Origin of the sequence: Pseudomonas sp. 39004 (assembly GCF_028682155.1) — a bacterium.
Taxonomy (GTDB): Bacteria; Pseudomonadota; Gammaproteobacteria; order Pseudomonadales; family Pseudomonadaceae; genus Aquipseudomonas; species Aquipseudomonas capeferrum.
The window spans coordinates 1-13517 of the sequence record NZ_JANIAG010000155.1 but is presented as its reverse complement, the minus strand read 5'-3'; the positions used below and the strand labels follow the sequence as shown (position 1 = coordinate 13517).

Annotated in this window: 12 protein-coding genes and 2 pseudogenes; 9 read left to right on the top strand and 5 right to left on the bottom strand. The window is 64.7% G+C overall.

The window, feature by feature from the left end; all coding sequences use genetic code 11:
- Positions 1-1099, top strand: a 1099-nt coding sequence (locus tag NP534_RS21465) for an 8-oxoguanine deaminase (protein WP_274100032.1), incomplete at its 5' end; no start/stop codon positions are given.
- A gap of 83 nt (positions 1100-1182) precedes the next feature.
- Positions 1183-2130 (top strand): adenosine deaminase, encoded by a 948-nt coding sequence (locus NP534_RS21460; protein ID WP_186660710.1) that lies wholly within the window; start codon positions 1183-1185, stop codon positions 2128-2130.
- Positions 2131-2149: 19 nt separating this feature from the next.
- Here the strand turns inward: NP534_RS21460 and NP534_RS21455 are convergent, their stop codons facing one another.
- Positions 2150-2863, bottom strand: coding sequence for an ArsR/SmtB family transcription factor (locus NP534_RS21455; RefSeq protein ID WP_033703360.1), 714 nt, complete (start codon positions 2861-2863; stop codon positions 2150-2152).
- 528 nt (positions 2864-3391) lie between these two features.
- Between NP534_RS21455 and NP534_RS21450 the strand changes: the two genes are divergently transcribed.
- A complete protein-coding gene (locus tag NP534_RS21450; protein WP_033703362.1) occupies positions 3392-3589 on the top strand; it encodes a hypothetical protein in 198 nt (65 codons plus the stop codon).
- On the opposite strand, the gene NP534_RS21445 is transcribed toward NP534_RS21450, so the two are convergent.
- Together NP534_RS21445 and NP534_RS21440 are read right to left on the bottom strand one after the other, a co-directional pair.
- On the bottom strand, positions 3540-4721 hold the full coding sequence (locus tag NP534_RS21445) for a multidrug effflux MFS transporter (protein ID WP_033703364.1): 1182 nt from the start codon (positions 4719-4721) through the stop codon (positions 3540-3542). The two genes, NP534_RS21450 and NP534_RS21445, sit on opposite strands and share 50 nt — an antisense overlap.
- Before the next feature lie 102 nt (positions 4722-4823).
- Positions 4824-5021 carry a heavy-metal-associated domain-containing protein gene (locus tag NP534_RS21440; protein WP_274100031.1) on the bottom strand — a complete coding sequence of 66 codons (198 nt, stop codon included), beginning with the start codon at positions 5019-5021 and terminating at the stop codon, positions 4824-4826.
- A gap of 143 nt (positions 5022-5164) precedes the next feature.
- On the opposite strand from NP534_RS21440, the gene NP534_RS21435 reads away from it, so the two are divergent.
- The 5 genes and pseudogenes from NP534_RS21435 to NP534_RS26860 all read left to right on the top strand — a co-directional run bounded on the left by NP534_RS21435 (position 5165) and on the right by NP534_RS26860 (position 10525).
- On the top strand, positions 5165-5551 hold the full coding sequence (locus tag NP534_RS21435; protein ID WP_274100030.1) for a hypothetical protein: 387 nt from the start codon (positions 5165-5167) through the stop codon (positions 5549-5551).
- Positions 5552-5603: 52 nt separating this feature from the next.
- Positions 5604-8003, top strand: a complete 2400-nt coding sequence (locus NP534_RS21430) for a heavy metal translocating P-type ATPase (RefSeq protein ID WP_274100029.1) — start codon at positions 5604-5606, stop codon at positions 8001-8003.
- Entirely contained in the window at positions 8000-8410 is a 411-nt protein-coding gene (cueR, locus tag NP534_RS21425; RefSeq protein ID WP_033703368.1) for a Cu(I)-responsive transcriptional regulator, read from the top strand. Before NP534_RS21430 ends, cueR begins: the two co-directional genes overlap by 4 nt.
- Before the next feature lie 171 nt (positions 8411-8581).
- Positions 8582-9667 (top strand): annotated as a pseudogene (locus tag NP534_RS26865) (HAMP domain-containing protein); the annotation flags it as partial.
- Positions 9668-9757: 90 nt separating this feature from the next.
- Positions 9758-10525 (top strand): methyl-accepting chemotaxis protein, encoded by a 768-nt coding sequence (locus NP534_RS26860; protein WP_371921802.1) that lies wholly within the window; start codon positions 9758-9760, stop codon positions 10523-10525.
- Positions 10526-10589: 64 nt separating this feature from the next.
- On the opposite strand, the gene NP534_RS21415 is transcribed toward NP534_RS26860, so the two are convergent.
- Both NP534_RS21415 and NP534_RS21410 read right to left on the bottom strand, forming a co-directional pair.
- Positions 10590-11369 carry an AraC family transcriptional regulator gene (locus NP534_RS21415; RefSeq protein WP_274100028.1) on the bottom strand — a complete coding sequence of 260 codons (780 nt, stop codon included), beginning with the start codon at positions 11367-11369 and terminating at the stop codon, positions 10590-10592.
- Positions 11370-11440: 71 nt separating this feature from the next.
- Positions 11441-12718 carry an acetyl-CoA C-acetyltransferase gene (locus NP534_RS21410; protein WP_274100027.1) on the bottom strand — a complete coding sequence of 426 codons (1278 nt, stop codon included), beginning with the start codon at positions 12716-12718 and terminating at the stop codon, positions 11441-11443.
- A gap of 118 nt (positions 12719-12836) precedes the next feature.
- Between NP534_RS21410 and NP534_RS21405 the strand changes: the two are divergent.
- A pseudogene (locus NP534_RS21405) lies at positions 12837-13517 on the top strand (3-oxoacyl-ACP reductase); the annotation flags it as partial.

Genomic DNA, 13517 nt, shown 5'->3' with positions numbered 1-13517 from the left:
CCCCTGGTTGAAGACGCTGTACCCGGTGTGGGCACGCCTGACCCCCGCGAAACTGGCGCTGGCCAGCCAGGTAGCACTGGCCGAACTGCTGCTGTCGGGTTGCACGACCGCCGCCGATCACCATTACCTGTTCCCCCAAGGCCTGGACAACGCCATCGACGTGCAAGTCGACGTGGTGCGCCAGCTGGGCATGCGCGCGATGCTGACCCGCGGCTCGATGAGCCTGGGCGAAGACGACGGCGGCCTGCCCCCGCAGCAAACGGTGCAACAGGGCGAGGTGATCCTTGCCGACAGCCAGCGGCTTATCCACAGCTACCATGAGCGCGGTGACGGTGCGCAGATCCAGATTGCCCTGGCGCCCTGCTCGCCCTTCTCGGTCACGCCTGAAATCATGCGGGCCAGTGCCACGCTCGCCGAAGAACTGGACGTGCGCCTGCACACCCACCTGGCGGAAACCCTCGATGAGGAAGACTTCTGCCTGCAACGCTTCGGCCTGCGCACAGTGGACTACCTGGACAGCGTCGGCTGGCTCGGCCCACGCACCTGGCTGGCTCACGGCATTCACTTCAATGTCGACGAAATCGCCCGCCTGGGCGCGGCCGGCACCGGCATCTGTCACTGCCCGAGCTCGAACATGCGCCTGGCCTCGGGCATCTGCCCGACCGTGGACCTTGAAGCCGCCGGCGCCCCGCTGGGCCTGGGCGTCGACGGGTCGGCCTCCAACGATGCCTCCAACATGATCCTCGAAGCCCGTCAGGCCCTGTATTTGCAGCGCCTGCGCTATGGCGCCGAGCAGATCACCCCGGAGCGTGCCCTGGGTTGGGCGACACGGGGTTCGGCACGCCTGCTCGGGCGCCAGGACATTGGTGAGCTGGCCGTTGGCAAGCAAGCCGACCTGGCAATGTTCAAACTCGACGAGCTGCGCTTCTCGGGCAGCCATGACCCGCTGTCGGCGCTGCTGCTGTGCGGAGCCGACCGCGCCGACCGGGTCATGGTCGGTGGCCAGTGGCGGGTGGTCGACGGCCAGATCGAAGGCCTGGATATCCAGGGCCTGATCGCCGACCACCGCCAGGCAGCCGCGCAACTGATCGCCGGTTGAGCCAACACAGGGCCTGGCCGGGCGCATTGCCTGGCCAGGCCCTGTAGAATGGCGGCAACCGAACCTGATCGAGATAACCACCTATGTATGACTGGTTGAACGCCCTGCCCAAGGCCGAACTGCACCTGCACCTGGAGGGCTCGCTTGAGCCCGAGCTGCTGTTTGCCCTGGCCGAGCGCAACAAGATCGCCCTGCCCTGGGCCGATGTAGAGGCACTGCGTGGCGCCTATGCCTTCAACAACCTGCAGGAATTCCTCGACCTCTATTACCAAGGCGCGGATGTATTGCGTACCGAGCAGGACTTCTACGACCTGACCTGGGCCTACCTGCAACGCTGCAAGGCGCAGAACGTCATCCACACCGAACCCTTCTTCGACCCGCAAACCCATACCGACCGCGGTATCCCTTTCGAAGTGGTGCTCAACGGCATCAACCAGGCCCTCAAGGATGGCCGTGACCAGCTGGGCATCAGCAGTGGCCTGATCTTGAGCTTCCTGCGCCACCTCAGCGAAGAAGAAGCGCACAAGACACTCGACCAGGCCCTGCCCTTCCGCGATGCGTTCATCGCCGTAGGCCTGGACAGCTCTGAAATGGGCCACCCGCCTAGCAAGTTCCAGCGTGTGTTCGACCGCGCCCGCAGCGAAGGCTTCGTCGCCGTTGCCCACGCCGGTGAAGAAGGCCCGCCCGAATACATCTGGGAAGCCCTGGACCTGTTGAAGATCAAACGCATCGACCATGGCGTGCGCGCCATCGAAGACGAGCGCCTGATGCAACGCATCATCGACGAGCAGATCCCCCTGACCGTCTGCCCCCTGTCAAACACCAAGCTCTGCGTGTTCGACCACATGCGCCAGCACAACATCCTGGACATGCTCGAACGTGGGGTGAAGGTCACGGTCAACTCGGACGACCCTGCCTACTTCGGCGGCTACGTCACCGAAAACTTCCATGCCCTGCACACTCACCTGGGCATGACCGAAGACCAGGCCCGCCGCCTGGCGCAAAACAGCCTGGACGCGCGGCTGGTCTGATTGGCGGGTGGCGTTGCGGTCAGCCGACCTGCAACGTCGTGACGCGGGCAATGCGATTGATGTGCTGGATGCCCAGCGCCGAGATATGCAATGCCCGCGTATCCTCGGACTCGCGCATCCAGCCAGACTGAAGAAACAGCCTGAACAGGGCCTGCCCGAGCACGCCCCCCAGGTGAGGGCCCTGGTTGTTCCAGTCGGTGCAGCGGCAGATCACGCAACCCCGTTGCTGGTGTGGCGCCAGGGCGTCGATGTAAACGCCCACCAGCGCCAGCTCGGCCCGCCCTCGCTCACTGACCACCAGTTGACGGTCGGTGCCCTCCAGCCAGCCGGCCGCCACCAGGCGGTGGTACAACTCGCCGGCAAGCTCCCCACCCAGATGGTCCCCGCAACGCCGCGCCCTGCGTAGCGACATGGGCAGTTGCGTGGCAGTCGCCTCGGGCGGGTGCGCTTTGGCGCTGCACAACTGCACGCTGGCCAATGCCTCCACCGCAGCCCCCACCTGCGGGGTCGCCAAGCGGAAGTAGCGTTTACGCCCGCGCGCTTCGTGCCTGAGCAAACCGGCCGAAGACAGCAACGAAAGGTGGGCGCAAGCGGAGGATGACGTCAACCCGGTCATCATCGCGAGTTCGTTCGCCAGGCGCGGCGTGCCGTCGATCAACGCCCAGAGCATGGCACTGCGCTTGGGGTCGGCCATCAGGCTGGCGATCTGGCTGATACTGCTGACTGCGTTCATATCCCTGTAACTCCCTGCACGTTCACATGTGGATGCAATGGCCAACCCTGGCAACGCGGATCGCCTGCCTGATAATTGCCAGCACCGACAGGGAAACCCCTCTCGCTGACACTGGCTCTGGGGGCCAGTATAAGCCGCAGAAAACCCCACTCAGGCAGCCAGCGGATGCGGCCCGCCTGTCTGAAGTCCATTGGGTATGCCTACCCATGCGAGATGATGTGCAGGTTCGTGGAACGCGCCGAAACCGCGCAGATGAACAATGCCCCAGAACTTTGCGGGGCACAGACAGCGCATGAGGAATAATCGCCCGGAGTACATTCGGATGCGACCGACAGCGGGCTACCATAAATAGCGCAAACAAAAGCGAAGCTTCTACATGCTTCCAGGCATTACACCCGGGCAGCATGAAGTAATGTGGGAAATAACAGCGCCACTGACCGTCAGTCAGAACGCAGATACCGGTCATGGCATGCACAGGGCACAGCGCTACACTTCATCCGCTCTCAACCCCATTGGAGGTATGCCGCGATGAAAATTGTCGTCAGTGCGTCGAGCCGCAACCCGATCTGCCCCTGGCAGGTTCAGCTCGACCAACACGTGGTCAGTTTCCGCAGCGAGGCCGAAGCGCGTGCCTTCGTCGCCACCTTGGAAACCCGCCTGCAGGCGCCCCACCCGCTTACGCAGGCCGCCTGGCCTGCAAGCGCCGGGTCAGCAGCGCGACACTGACCACCAGTGCCCCGCACAGGCTGATCACCAGTGTCATCGGCACCGCACTGCCATCGTGCAACAACCCGACCAATGCCGCTGCGCCTGCGGCGACGCTGAACTGCAGGCAGCCCATCAATGCCGAGGCGCTGCCTGCCCGTGCACCCTGCCCGCTCATGGCACAGGCCGAGGCATTGGGGATGATGCAGCCCAGGCTTGCGATGCACACGAACAACGGCACCAGCAGCGGCCACAATTGGCTCGGCCGCAGCGCGGCAACGCCAAGCAACAGCAAACCTGCGGCCAGGTACATCCACACTGCGCGCACCAGCAAAAAGGCCGGGCCACGCTTGGCCAGCAAGCGTGCATTGACCTGCGCCACGAGGATAAAGCCCGCCGCATTGGTGCCGAACAACCAGCCGTAATGCTCGGCAGGCACGCCATACAGCTTGATGAAGACGAAAGGCGAGCCGGCGATGTAGGCAAACATACCGGCAATGGCAATACCACCGGTCAAGGCATGGCCGAGGAACACCCGGTCATTGAGCAGGCGCAGGTACTGGCGCAACGCCCCCGACAGCGGTTGGCGCGGCATGTCCGCCGGCAGGCTTTCCGGCAGGCCCAGGCTGACCGCCAGCAGGCAGGCGGCACTGAACAGGCTCAGCACCAGGAAGATCGACTGCCAGCCCGCCAGGTTCACCAACACCCCGCCCAGCATCGGCGCGAGGATCGGCGCCAGGCCCATCACCAGCATCAGTTGCGAAAACACTTTGGCCGACGCCACCGGGTCGCACTTGTCACTGACGATCGCCCGCGACAGCACCATCCCGGCGCAGCCGCCCAGCGCCTGGACGAACCGCGCCAACACCAGGGTATCGAGGTTGGGGGCATAGGCGCACGCCAGCGAGGCCAGGGTAAACAGTGTCACACCAAACAGCAGAGGCTTGCGCCGCCCGAAGCGGTCGGCCACCGGGCCATAGGCCAACTGGCCGATGGACAGGCCAAGGAAGTAGGCGGCCAAGGTGGTCTGGACGTGTTTTTCATCGGTGGCGAAAGCCTGCGCCATGGCCGGGAAGGCGGGCAGGTAAAAGTCGATCGCCAAAGGCCCGAACGCACTCAATGCGCCCAGGATCAGCACCATTCGCAGGTTCATCAGGAATCCATAGCAGGCTAAGCAAGTGCATAAGTCTACCTGCTAAGGGCTCCATCAGCATGAAAACATTTGCAACAAAAGGGCGCCAAGCGCCCGTTGGCATCAGGCCACTTCGGCTTGATAACCCTCGTCACGGATCGCTGCGAGGATCTGCTCCACCGCCTTCCCACTCTGCACCCGCACCTGCTTGCCCGCCAGGTCGACCTCGACCTGAGCCGCGGCATCTTGCGCCTGCACTGCCCGGGTCACCGCTTTGACACAATGGCCACAGGTCATGCCTTGTACATTGAACACTTGCATGGGGGTTACCTCCTTCAGGTTTTGACGCAGTTTCAAGCTTGCCATCGGGTCAAGGTCAAGCCCTTGCAAGCGCCCGGGCTGGAAATCCGCGCTCACGTCGGCCAAGCTGCGCCTTTGACGATCAGGCAAGCAGGAGATTTTTCATGTTCAGGGCAGCATTGGGCGTCGTCGGGCTTTTGAGCGCGCTGGCTGCGGTGCCACCGGCCAGCGCCGAGGGCAACTCGGACTACAGCGTATTGATCATCTCCCGGGAGCGCCTGGAAGTGGCCACCAGTTGCGAAATTGGCGTCTACCTCAACGACCAGCTTTCCGGGCGCATGTTCCAGGAGCAGTCCACCTCCTTCAACCTGCCACCCGGCCCAGTGGATGTGCGCCTGCGCCTACTGCCAGGGCAAGCGCCCGGTTGCGCTGCGGGTATCGAAGACCAGCGCAGCACGCGTTTGAACCTGCAGGCGGGCCAGATCAACAAATACCGGATTGCCATGGGCCACAATGGGCTGGAATTGAAGCGCGCCGGCCTCGGCTATTGACCTTGCCTACGTGGCAAGGTTGATGCTGGAGGCCAATCCAAGGAGGACAGCCATGCCCGCATCCACCACGTTCGACCTGCCGATTTCCGGCATGACCTGCGCCAGCTGTGCCGGCCGGGTCGAGCGCGCCCTGCGCAAGGTCGACGGCGCTGAACAGGTCAGCGTCAACCTTGCCACCGAACAGGCCCGGGTCCAGGCCCCGGCCAGCAGCCTGCCGGCCTTGCTCGACGCCGTGCGCGAAGCCGGCTACGGCGTCCCCACCCGCACCGTCGAGCTGCAGATCGGCGGCATGACCTGCGCCAGCTGCGTCGGCCGTGTCGAACGCGCGCTCGGCAAACTGCCCGGGGTCGAGCAGGTCAGCGTCAACCTGGCCAGCGAACGCGCGCACCTCGAGGTGCTCGCGGCCCTCGACGACAGTCTTTTGATCAACACCGTGGAAAAGGCCGGCTACAGCGCCAGCCTGCCGCATGCGGGCAAGGATGAGCAGGGCGATGCCCAGCGCCGCCTGCGCAACGAACGCCTGGCCGTCGCTGCTGCCCTGCTGCTGGCCCTGCCGCTGGTGTTGCCGATGCTGGTGCAGCCCTTCGGCCTGCACTGGATGCTGCCCGCCTGGGCGCAGTTTGTGCTGGCAACGCCCGTGCAGTTCATTCTCGGTGCGCGCTTCTATGTGGCGGCCTGGAAGGCCGTGCGTGCCGGTGCCGGCAACATGGACCTGCTGGTGGCCCTGGGCACCAGTGCCGGCTACGGCCTGAGCCTGTACCAATGGGCACAAGCCCCGGCCGGTATGGCGCCACACCTGTACTTCGAAGCCTCGGCCGTGGTCATTGCCCTGGTCTTGCTGGGCAAATACCTCGAAAGCCGCGCCAAGCGCCAGACCGCCAGCGCCATCCGCGCCCTTGAAGCCCTGCGCCCCGAACGCGCGGTGCGCGTGATAGATGGCCGTGAGGAAGATGTGGCGATCGCCCAGTTGCGGCTCGGTGACCTGGTAGCGGTCAAACCCGGTGAACGGTTCCCGGTCGATGGCCAAGTCGAGGAAGGCAGCAGCCACGCCGACGAGGCCCTGATCAGCGGTGAGAGCCTGCCGGTGCCCAAACAACCTGGCGACCCCGTCACCGGTGGCGCCATCAATGGCGAAGGTCGTCTGCTGGTGCGCACCCAGGCACTGGGCACTGAAACCGTGCTGGCTCGCATCATCCGCCTGGTCGAAGATGCCCAGGCGGCCAAGGCGCCCATTCAGAAGTTGGTGGACCGGGTCAGCCAGGTCTTTGTCCCGGCCGTGCTGGTGATCGCGCTGGTCACCCTGATTGGCTGGTGGCTGGCCGGCGCCCCGCTGGAAACCGCGCTGATCAACGCGGTCGCCGTGCTGGTGATCGCCTGCCCCTGTGCGCTCGGCCTGGCCACGCCGGCGGCGATCATGGCCGGCACCGGCGTGGCCGCCCGCCACGGCATCCTGATCAAGGACGCCGAGGCCCTGGAGCGTGCCCATGCGGTCAACCGGGTGGTCTTCGACAAGACCGGCACCCTCACCTCCGGCAGCCCCCGGGTGGTCCACAGCCAGGCGCTGGTCGGCAGCACCGCCGAGCTGCACCGCTTGGCCGGCGCCCTTCAGCGCGGCAGTGAGCACCCGTTGGCCAAGGCCGTGCTGGATGCGTGCGCCGAGCAGCAGTTGGAGGTGCCTGCGGTGGTCGACAGCCAGTCGCTGACCGGGCGGGGTATCGCCGGGCACGTGGAAGGCCGTGATCTGGCCCTGGGCAATCGCCGCCTGCTTGATGAAAGCATGCTGCAACCCGGTGGCCTGGCCGCCAAGGCCCACGCCTGGGAAGCCGAAGGCCGTACGCTGTCGTGGCTTGTGGAGCGCGGCGCACAACCCCGGGTGCTGGGCCTGTTCGCCTTCGGCGACAGCCTCAAGCCGGGTGCTGCGCAGGCTATCGATACCCTGCACGCCCAACATATCAGCAGCCACCTGCTGACCGGCGACAACCGCGGCAGCGCCAAGGTGGTTGCCGACGCCCTCGGCATCGACGACGTGTACGCCGAAGTGCTGCCAGCCGACAAGGCCGCCACCGTGACGGCGCTCAAACAGGACGGCGTGGTGGCAATGGTAGGCGACGGCATCAACGATGCCCCGGCCCTTGCTGCGGCCGACATCGGCATCGCCATGGGCGGTGGCACAGACGTGGCCATGCAGGCCGCCGGCATCACCCTGATGCGCGGTGACCCCCGCCTGGTACCGGCAGCCCTGGAGATCAGCCGCAAGACCTACGCGAAGATCCGCCAGAACCTGTTCTGGGCGTTCATCTACAACCTGGTCGGTATCCCCTTGGCCGCGCTGGGTTACCTCAACCCGGTACTGGCCGGCGCCGCCATGGCCCTGTCCAGCGTCAGTGTGGTCAGCAATGCGCTATGGCTGAAGACCTGGAAACCCACCAGCAGCGCCCAGGAGGCTCCATGAACATCGGCCAGGCCGCCCGCCGCAGCGGGCTCAGCACCAAGATGATCCGCTATTACGAGTCCATCGGCCTGCTCAAGCCGGCCACCCGCAGCGACAGCGGCTACCGCCTGTACCAGCCAGAAGACCTGCACAGCCTGGCGTTCATCAAGCGCTCGCGCGATCTGGGGTTTTCCCTGGAAGAGGTCGGCAAACTGCTGACGCTCTGGCAAGACCGCCAGCGCGCCAGTGCCGACGTCAAGGCGCTGGCCATGCAGCATATCGACGAGCTGAACCGGCGCATCGAAGAGCTGGTGAGCCTGCGCGATACCCTCGGCGATCTGGTTTCCCACTGCCAAGGGGATGAGCGGCCGGACTGTCCGATCCTCAAGGATCTGGCCAACGGCAAAGTGAGCGAATGTTGCCGCTGAGCCGCGCGGCGAGGCTTTGGTATGCCATATTCGCCTAAACACGACCGAATCATCGCCTGCTGCGACATTCCCTAATAAATACGGGCATTTGCCTTCATCTAATCCCGGGCGCTGCCGATGCAGTAACTACCTGCCTCGTGTGTCGACAATATAAAAATTCCGGGAGCGTCGATGAGCATCAAACAGAAACTGACCTGGGCATTCGCGGTCATCGCCGGCTTGCCCATCGTTCTCGTGGCCACCTTGGTGGTCCTCAACCTGCGCGGCGAAGCCCGCGATGGATTCCTCGACAGCAGCAGCCGGGAAATTCGCCAGGTCAGCAACGCGATGAACATCTTCTTCCAGGGCATCAACCAGAACGTCGAATACCTGGCCTCGCAACCGATGATCGCGGCCACGGGCAACAACCTGAACAAGTTCATGAGCGCCAACCCGTCATATGAACTGGGCGATCAAGACAAGCAAGTGCTCGAATTCTTCACCCGCCTGGCCGATTCGCACCCGGGTTACGCCTACCTTTCCTACGGTGTGAGTGACGGCGGCTATGTCGGCTGGCCGGCGGGGCAGAAGTTCGTCAACTACGACCCGCGCCCTCGCCCCTGGTACCAGTTGGCCATGGCCAACCCAGGCAAGACCCTGCGTACCGGCGCCTACTACTGGGCTGCCGACGACGCCGTGCTGGTGAGCACCGTGCGCGCCGTGGCCAACCAGCTTGGCAACCCGGGCGGCGTGGTCAACATCGACGTTTCGCTCAAAGGCCTGACGCAGATCGTCCAGCAGATCAAGCTGGGCGAAAGCGGCTACCTGATGCTGGTGGAAAACAACGGCAACGTGATGGTCGACCCACGTGATGCCAGCCACAACTTCAAGCAACTGGGCAGCTTCGGCGACGGCTATGCCGCCCTGGCCAAGGCAGGTAAAGGCTTGGTCGAGGTCGAGCTGAACGGCGTGCGCTACATGGCCAACATCTACCCCGACGAACAACTGGGCTGGACCTTCATCGGCCTGATCGAGCAGAGCGAGGTGATGCAGACCACCACCCGCCTGACTTGGCTGATCGGCACCATCGCACTGGTGCTGGCAGCACTGTTCGCCGTGGTCGGTGCAGCCTTCGCCAAGCTGATCGTGCGCCCGATCAACAGCGTTACCAGCGGCCTGGAAGACATTGCCCAGGGCGAAGGCGACCTGACCCGCAACCTTGAAGTACGCGGCCGTGACGAAACCGCCCAACTGGCCAACTGGTTCAACCAGTTCCTCGGCGCGATTCGCAGCCTGATCCAGCACATCGGCGCTGCGGCCAGCAAGATCCTCAGCACCTCCACCAGCTCGACCCAGGTGTCCAACGACATGGCCGAGGCTGCCGGGCGCCAGCGTGAAGCCGTGGACATGGTTTCCACTGCCTTCCACGAAATGGTCGCCACCGCCAACGAAGTCGCCCGCTCCTGCAGCCAGGCGGCGCAGTCGGCCGACAGCGGCCAGCAGCAGGCCCGTGAAGGCCAGCAGCAAATCGATGCGGCGGTGCACAGCGTCGATCGCCTGAGCCAGGAAATCGAGCAATCGGCCCAGTCGATCCAGCAACTGGAGCGCGACAGCAACGCCATCCAGTCGATCCTCGGCACCATCCGCTCGATTGCCGAGCAAACCAACCTGCTGGCGCTCAACGCCGCGATCGAGGCCGCCCGCGCCGGTGAACAGGGCCGCGGCTTCGCCGTGGTTGCCGATGAAGTGCGGGCGCTGGCCAAGCGTACTGCCGACTCCACCGCCGAGATCGACGGCCTGCTGGGCAACCTGGCCAGCCGCACTGCCGAAGTCGCCGAGCAGATGCACGCCAGCCTGGAAGTGTCGCAGCAATCGGTCAGCCGCATTGGCCTGGCCCGCGACAGCTTTGGCCAGATCCGTGAGTCGGTGGATGTGATTCGCGACATGAACACGCAGATCGCCACGGCGGCCGAAGAGCAGCACCAGGTAGCCGAGGACATCAACCGGCACATCAGCCAGATCCACGGCGATGCGCAACTGGTGGCCGAACTTGCCCAGGCTGCGCGGCAGGACTCGCAAAGCCTGGCAGGGCTGTCCAACGAACTGGATGCACTGGTGCGACGCTTCCGCACCTGATCGGCCAACCGGCCTCTGTTACCGGCCTCTGGGGTTTACCCAGGCCGGTACAGGGCGCTGGAGGTTAAAACTTCAGCTCCCCCGGCGTCGCTCCGAACAATTGCTTGAACGCTGCGATGTAAGCCGAGGTCGAGTCATAACCGCAGCCCAACGCCGCCTCCGTCACGTTATCCCCCGCCTCCAGCAACGCCAGCGATGACAACAGCCGCATACGCTGCCGCCAGTTGCGAAAACTCAACCCGGTCTCCCGCTGAAACAGCCGCATCAGCGTCTTTTCCGAACATGCCAGTTGCTGCGCCCATTGCTGCAGGGTCTGTGGCTGGTCTGGCGCCGCGATCAGGCCATTGCACAGTGCCAGCAACCCTGGATGGCGTGGCAGCGGCAACGAGAAGCCCACCTCGGGCAACGTGCGCAACTGGTCGAGCAGCACCGCGACCAATCGCGCCTCGGCGCTGTCATCTTCCGGGTAGTCTGCCGGGAGCAGGCAGAACTGCTTGATCAACTCCCGCGCCAACGGCGTCACCTCCAGCACCCGGCAGTGCTCCGGTGCCCACGGGCAGGCATCGCGGCGAACGTACAGGCTGCGCATTTCGGCCTGCATCGATGTCACCACCTCGTGTTCGGCATCCGCAGGCACCCACACGCCCCACTGGGGGGGCGCGAAATAGCTGCCTTCGCGGGTGTATACACCCAGCACGCCGCTGATGGCGTAGGAGAACTGCACCCAATCGTGCTGATGGCGGGTGGTCCAGGAACCGGCACCGAGGCTTTCGGCGCGGGCATACAGCGGCCTGGGCAGATGGTCCAATGCGGGGATGGGCCGGGGGTGTCCGATGATCGGCATGGCGGTTTCTTGTAGTTCTGATCGGACAAGCCTAACAGCTGGGGGGATGACTGTGGCGCCATCCCGCAAGATCACCGCTCGACGATGACCGTCACCCCTTGCCCACCCGCCGCACAGATCGAGATCAACCCCCGCCCCTTGCCTGCCGTCGCCAGCAGCTTGGCCAGGTTGGCCAGCACCCGCCCACCCGTCGCCGCGAACGGATGCCCCGCCGCCAACGAACTGCCCTTGACGTTGAGCTTGCTGCGATCGATCGCGCCAAGCGCTGCGTCCAGCCCCAGCCGCTCACGGCAATAGTCCGCGTCCTCCCAGGCCTTGAGCGTACACAACACCTGGGCCGCGAACGCTTCGTGGATTTCGTAGTAGTCAAAGTCTTGCAGGGTCAGGCCATTGCGCGCCAACAAGCGCGGCACCGCATACACCGGCGCCATCAACAGGCCTTCGCGGCCGTTGACGAAATCCACCGCAGCGGTTTCGCCGTCTACCAGATAGGCCAGCACCGAGAGCCCCTGTTCCTGCGCCCATGCTTCGCTGCCCAGCAGCACCAGCGAAGCACCGTCGGTCAACGGCGTGGAATTGCCTGCCGTGAGCGTACCCAGGCCGCTGCGGTCGAAGGCTGGCTTGAGCGTGGCCAGTTGTTCCAGGGTCAGGTCCGGGCGCAGGTTGTTGTCACGGCCCAACGCCAGAAATGGCGTGAGCAGGTCATCCTGCCAACCTTCGGCATAAGAAGCTGCCAACCGTTGGTGGCTGAGCAAGGTCAGTTCGTCCTGTGCACTGCGCTCGATCCGCCAGGCCTGCGCCATTCGCTCGCAATGCTCGCCCATCGACAGGCCTGTGCGCGGCTCGCCATTGCGGGGTAACTCAGGTTTCAGGTGGCCAGGGCGCAACTTGAGAAAGGGTTTGAGCCGTTCAGCCAGGCTTTTGCCCCGGTTGGCCTCCAGCAGGATGTGGCGCAACCCTTCGTTGACGGCAATGGGCGCATCGGAGGTGGTATCCACGCCGCCCGCAATGCCGCTGTCGATCTGCCCCAGGGCAATCTTGTTGGCCACCAGCAGTGCAGCCTCCAGCCCCGTGCCGCAGGCCTGCTGGATGTCGTAGGCCGGTGTGCGCGGCGACAAGCGTGAACCGAGCACGCATTCGCGGGTCAGGTTCATGTCACGCGAATGCTTGAGCACCGCGCCTGCCACCACTTCGCCCAGCTGAAGCCCATGCAAGCGGTAGCGCTCGATCAGGCCCTCGAGGGCGACGGTAAGCATCGCCTGGTTGCTGGCGGTGGCGTAGGCGCCATTGGAGCGGGCGAACGGGATTCGGTTGCCGCCCAGGATCGCGACCCGGCGAGGTGAACGCATGCGCATGTTCCTCCTGAAACAATTTAAACCGTACAGCCTAGGTGTTTTTACCGCATTCGAACGACCTTGCCACAAAGTTGGTCCACACTTTCAAGCTTGCCTTCAGGGAGACCCACTCATGAGCGATCGCTACCTCGGCTTTGCCAACTCCAACCTCGGCCGCCGCCTTGTGGATGCCCTTGGCCTGCCACACCCGGCCCCGCTGGAGCGCTGGCAGGCCGGCCGCCTGCGCCCGGTGGAGGGCGCCCTGGTAATCGGTGGCGGGCCACTGACCAGCAGGGTCGAGGCCATCGCCCCGCGCCTCACCGACGAACTCTACAGCTTCAATGCCGAAGGCTTGCAGGCACAGGCCTGGGTCGCGGGCCTGGGGCCGAAGCTCAAGGCCGTGGTGTTCGATGCCACTCATCTGTCCGACAGCGACGAATTGAAGCAGTTGCGCGAATTCTTCCAGCCATTGCTGCGCAGCCTGGCGCCTTGCGCCCATGTGGTAATCCTCGGCCGCGCCCCGGAGAGCCTCGACGACCCACTGGCCAGTGTCGCGCAACGTGCACTCGAAGGTTTCAGCCGCTCGCTGGCCAAAGAGCTGCGCAACGGTGCGACCGCGCAGCTGCTGTATCTCGCTGAAGGTGCCGAAGACCAACTGGAAGACCAACTGGAAGGTGCACTGCGTTTTTTCCTCTCGCCCAAGAGCGCGTTCATTTCTGGCCAGGTCCTGCGCCTTGAAACCTGCGCCAGCCAGGTCGAGGATTGGACCCGCCCGCTTGGCGGCCGTCGCGCCCTGGTGACCGGTGCGGCACGC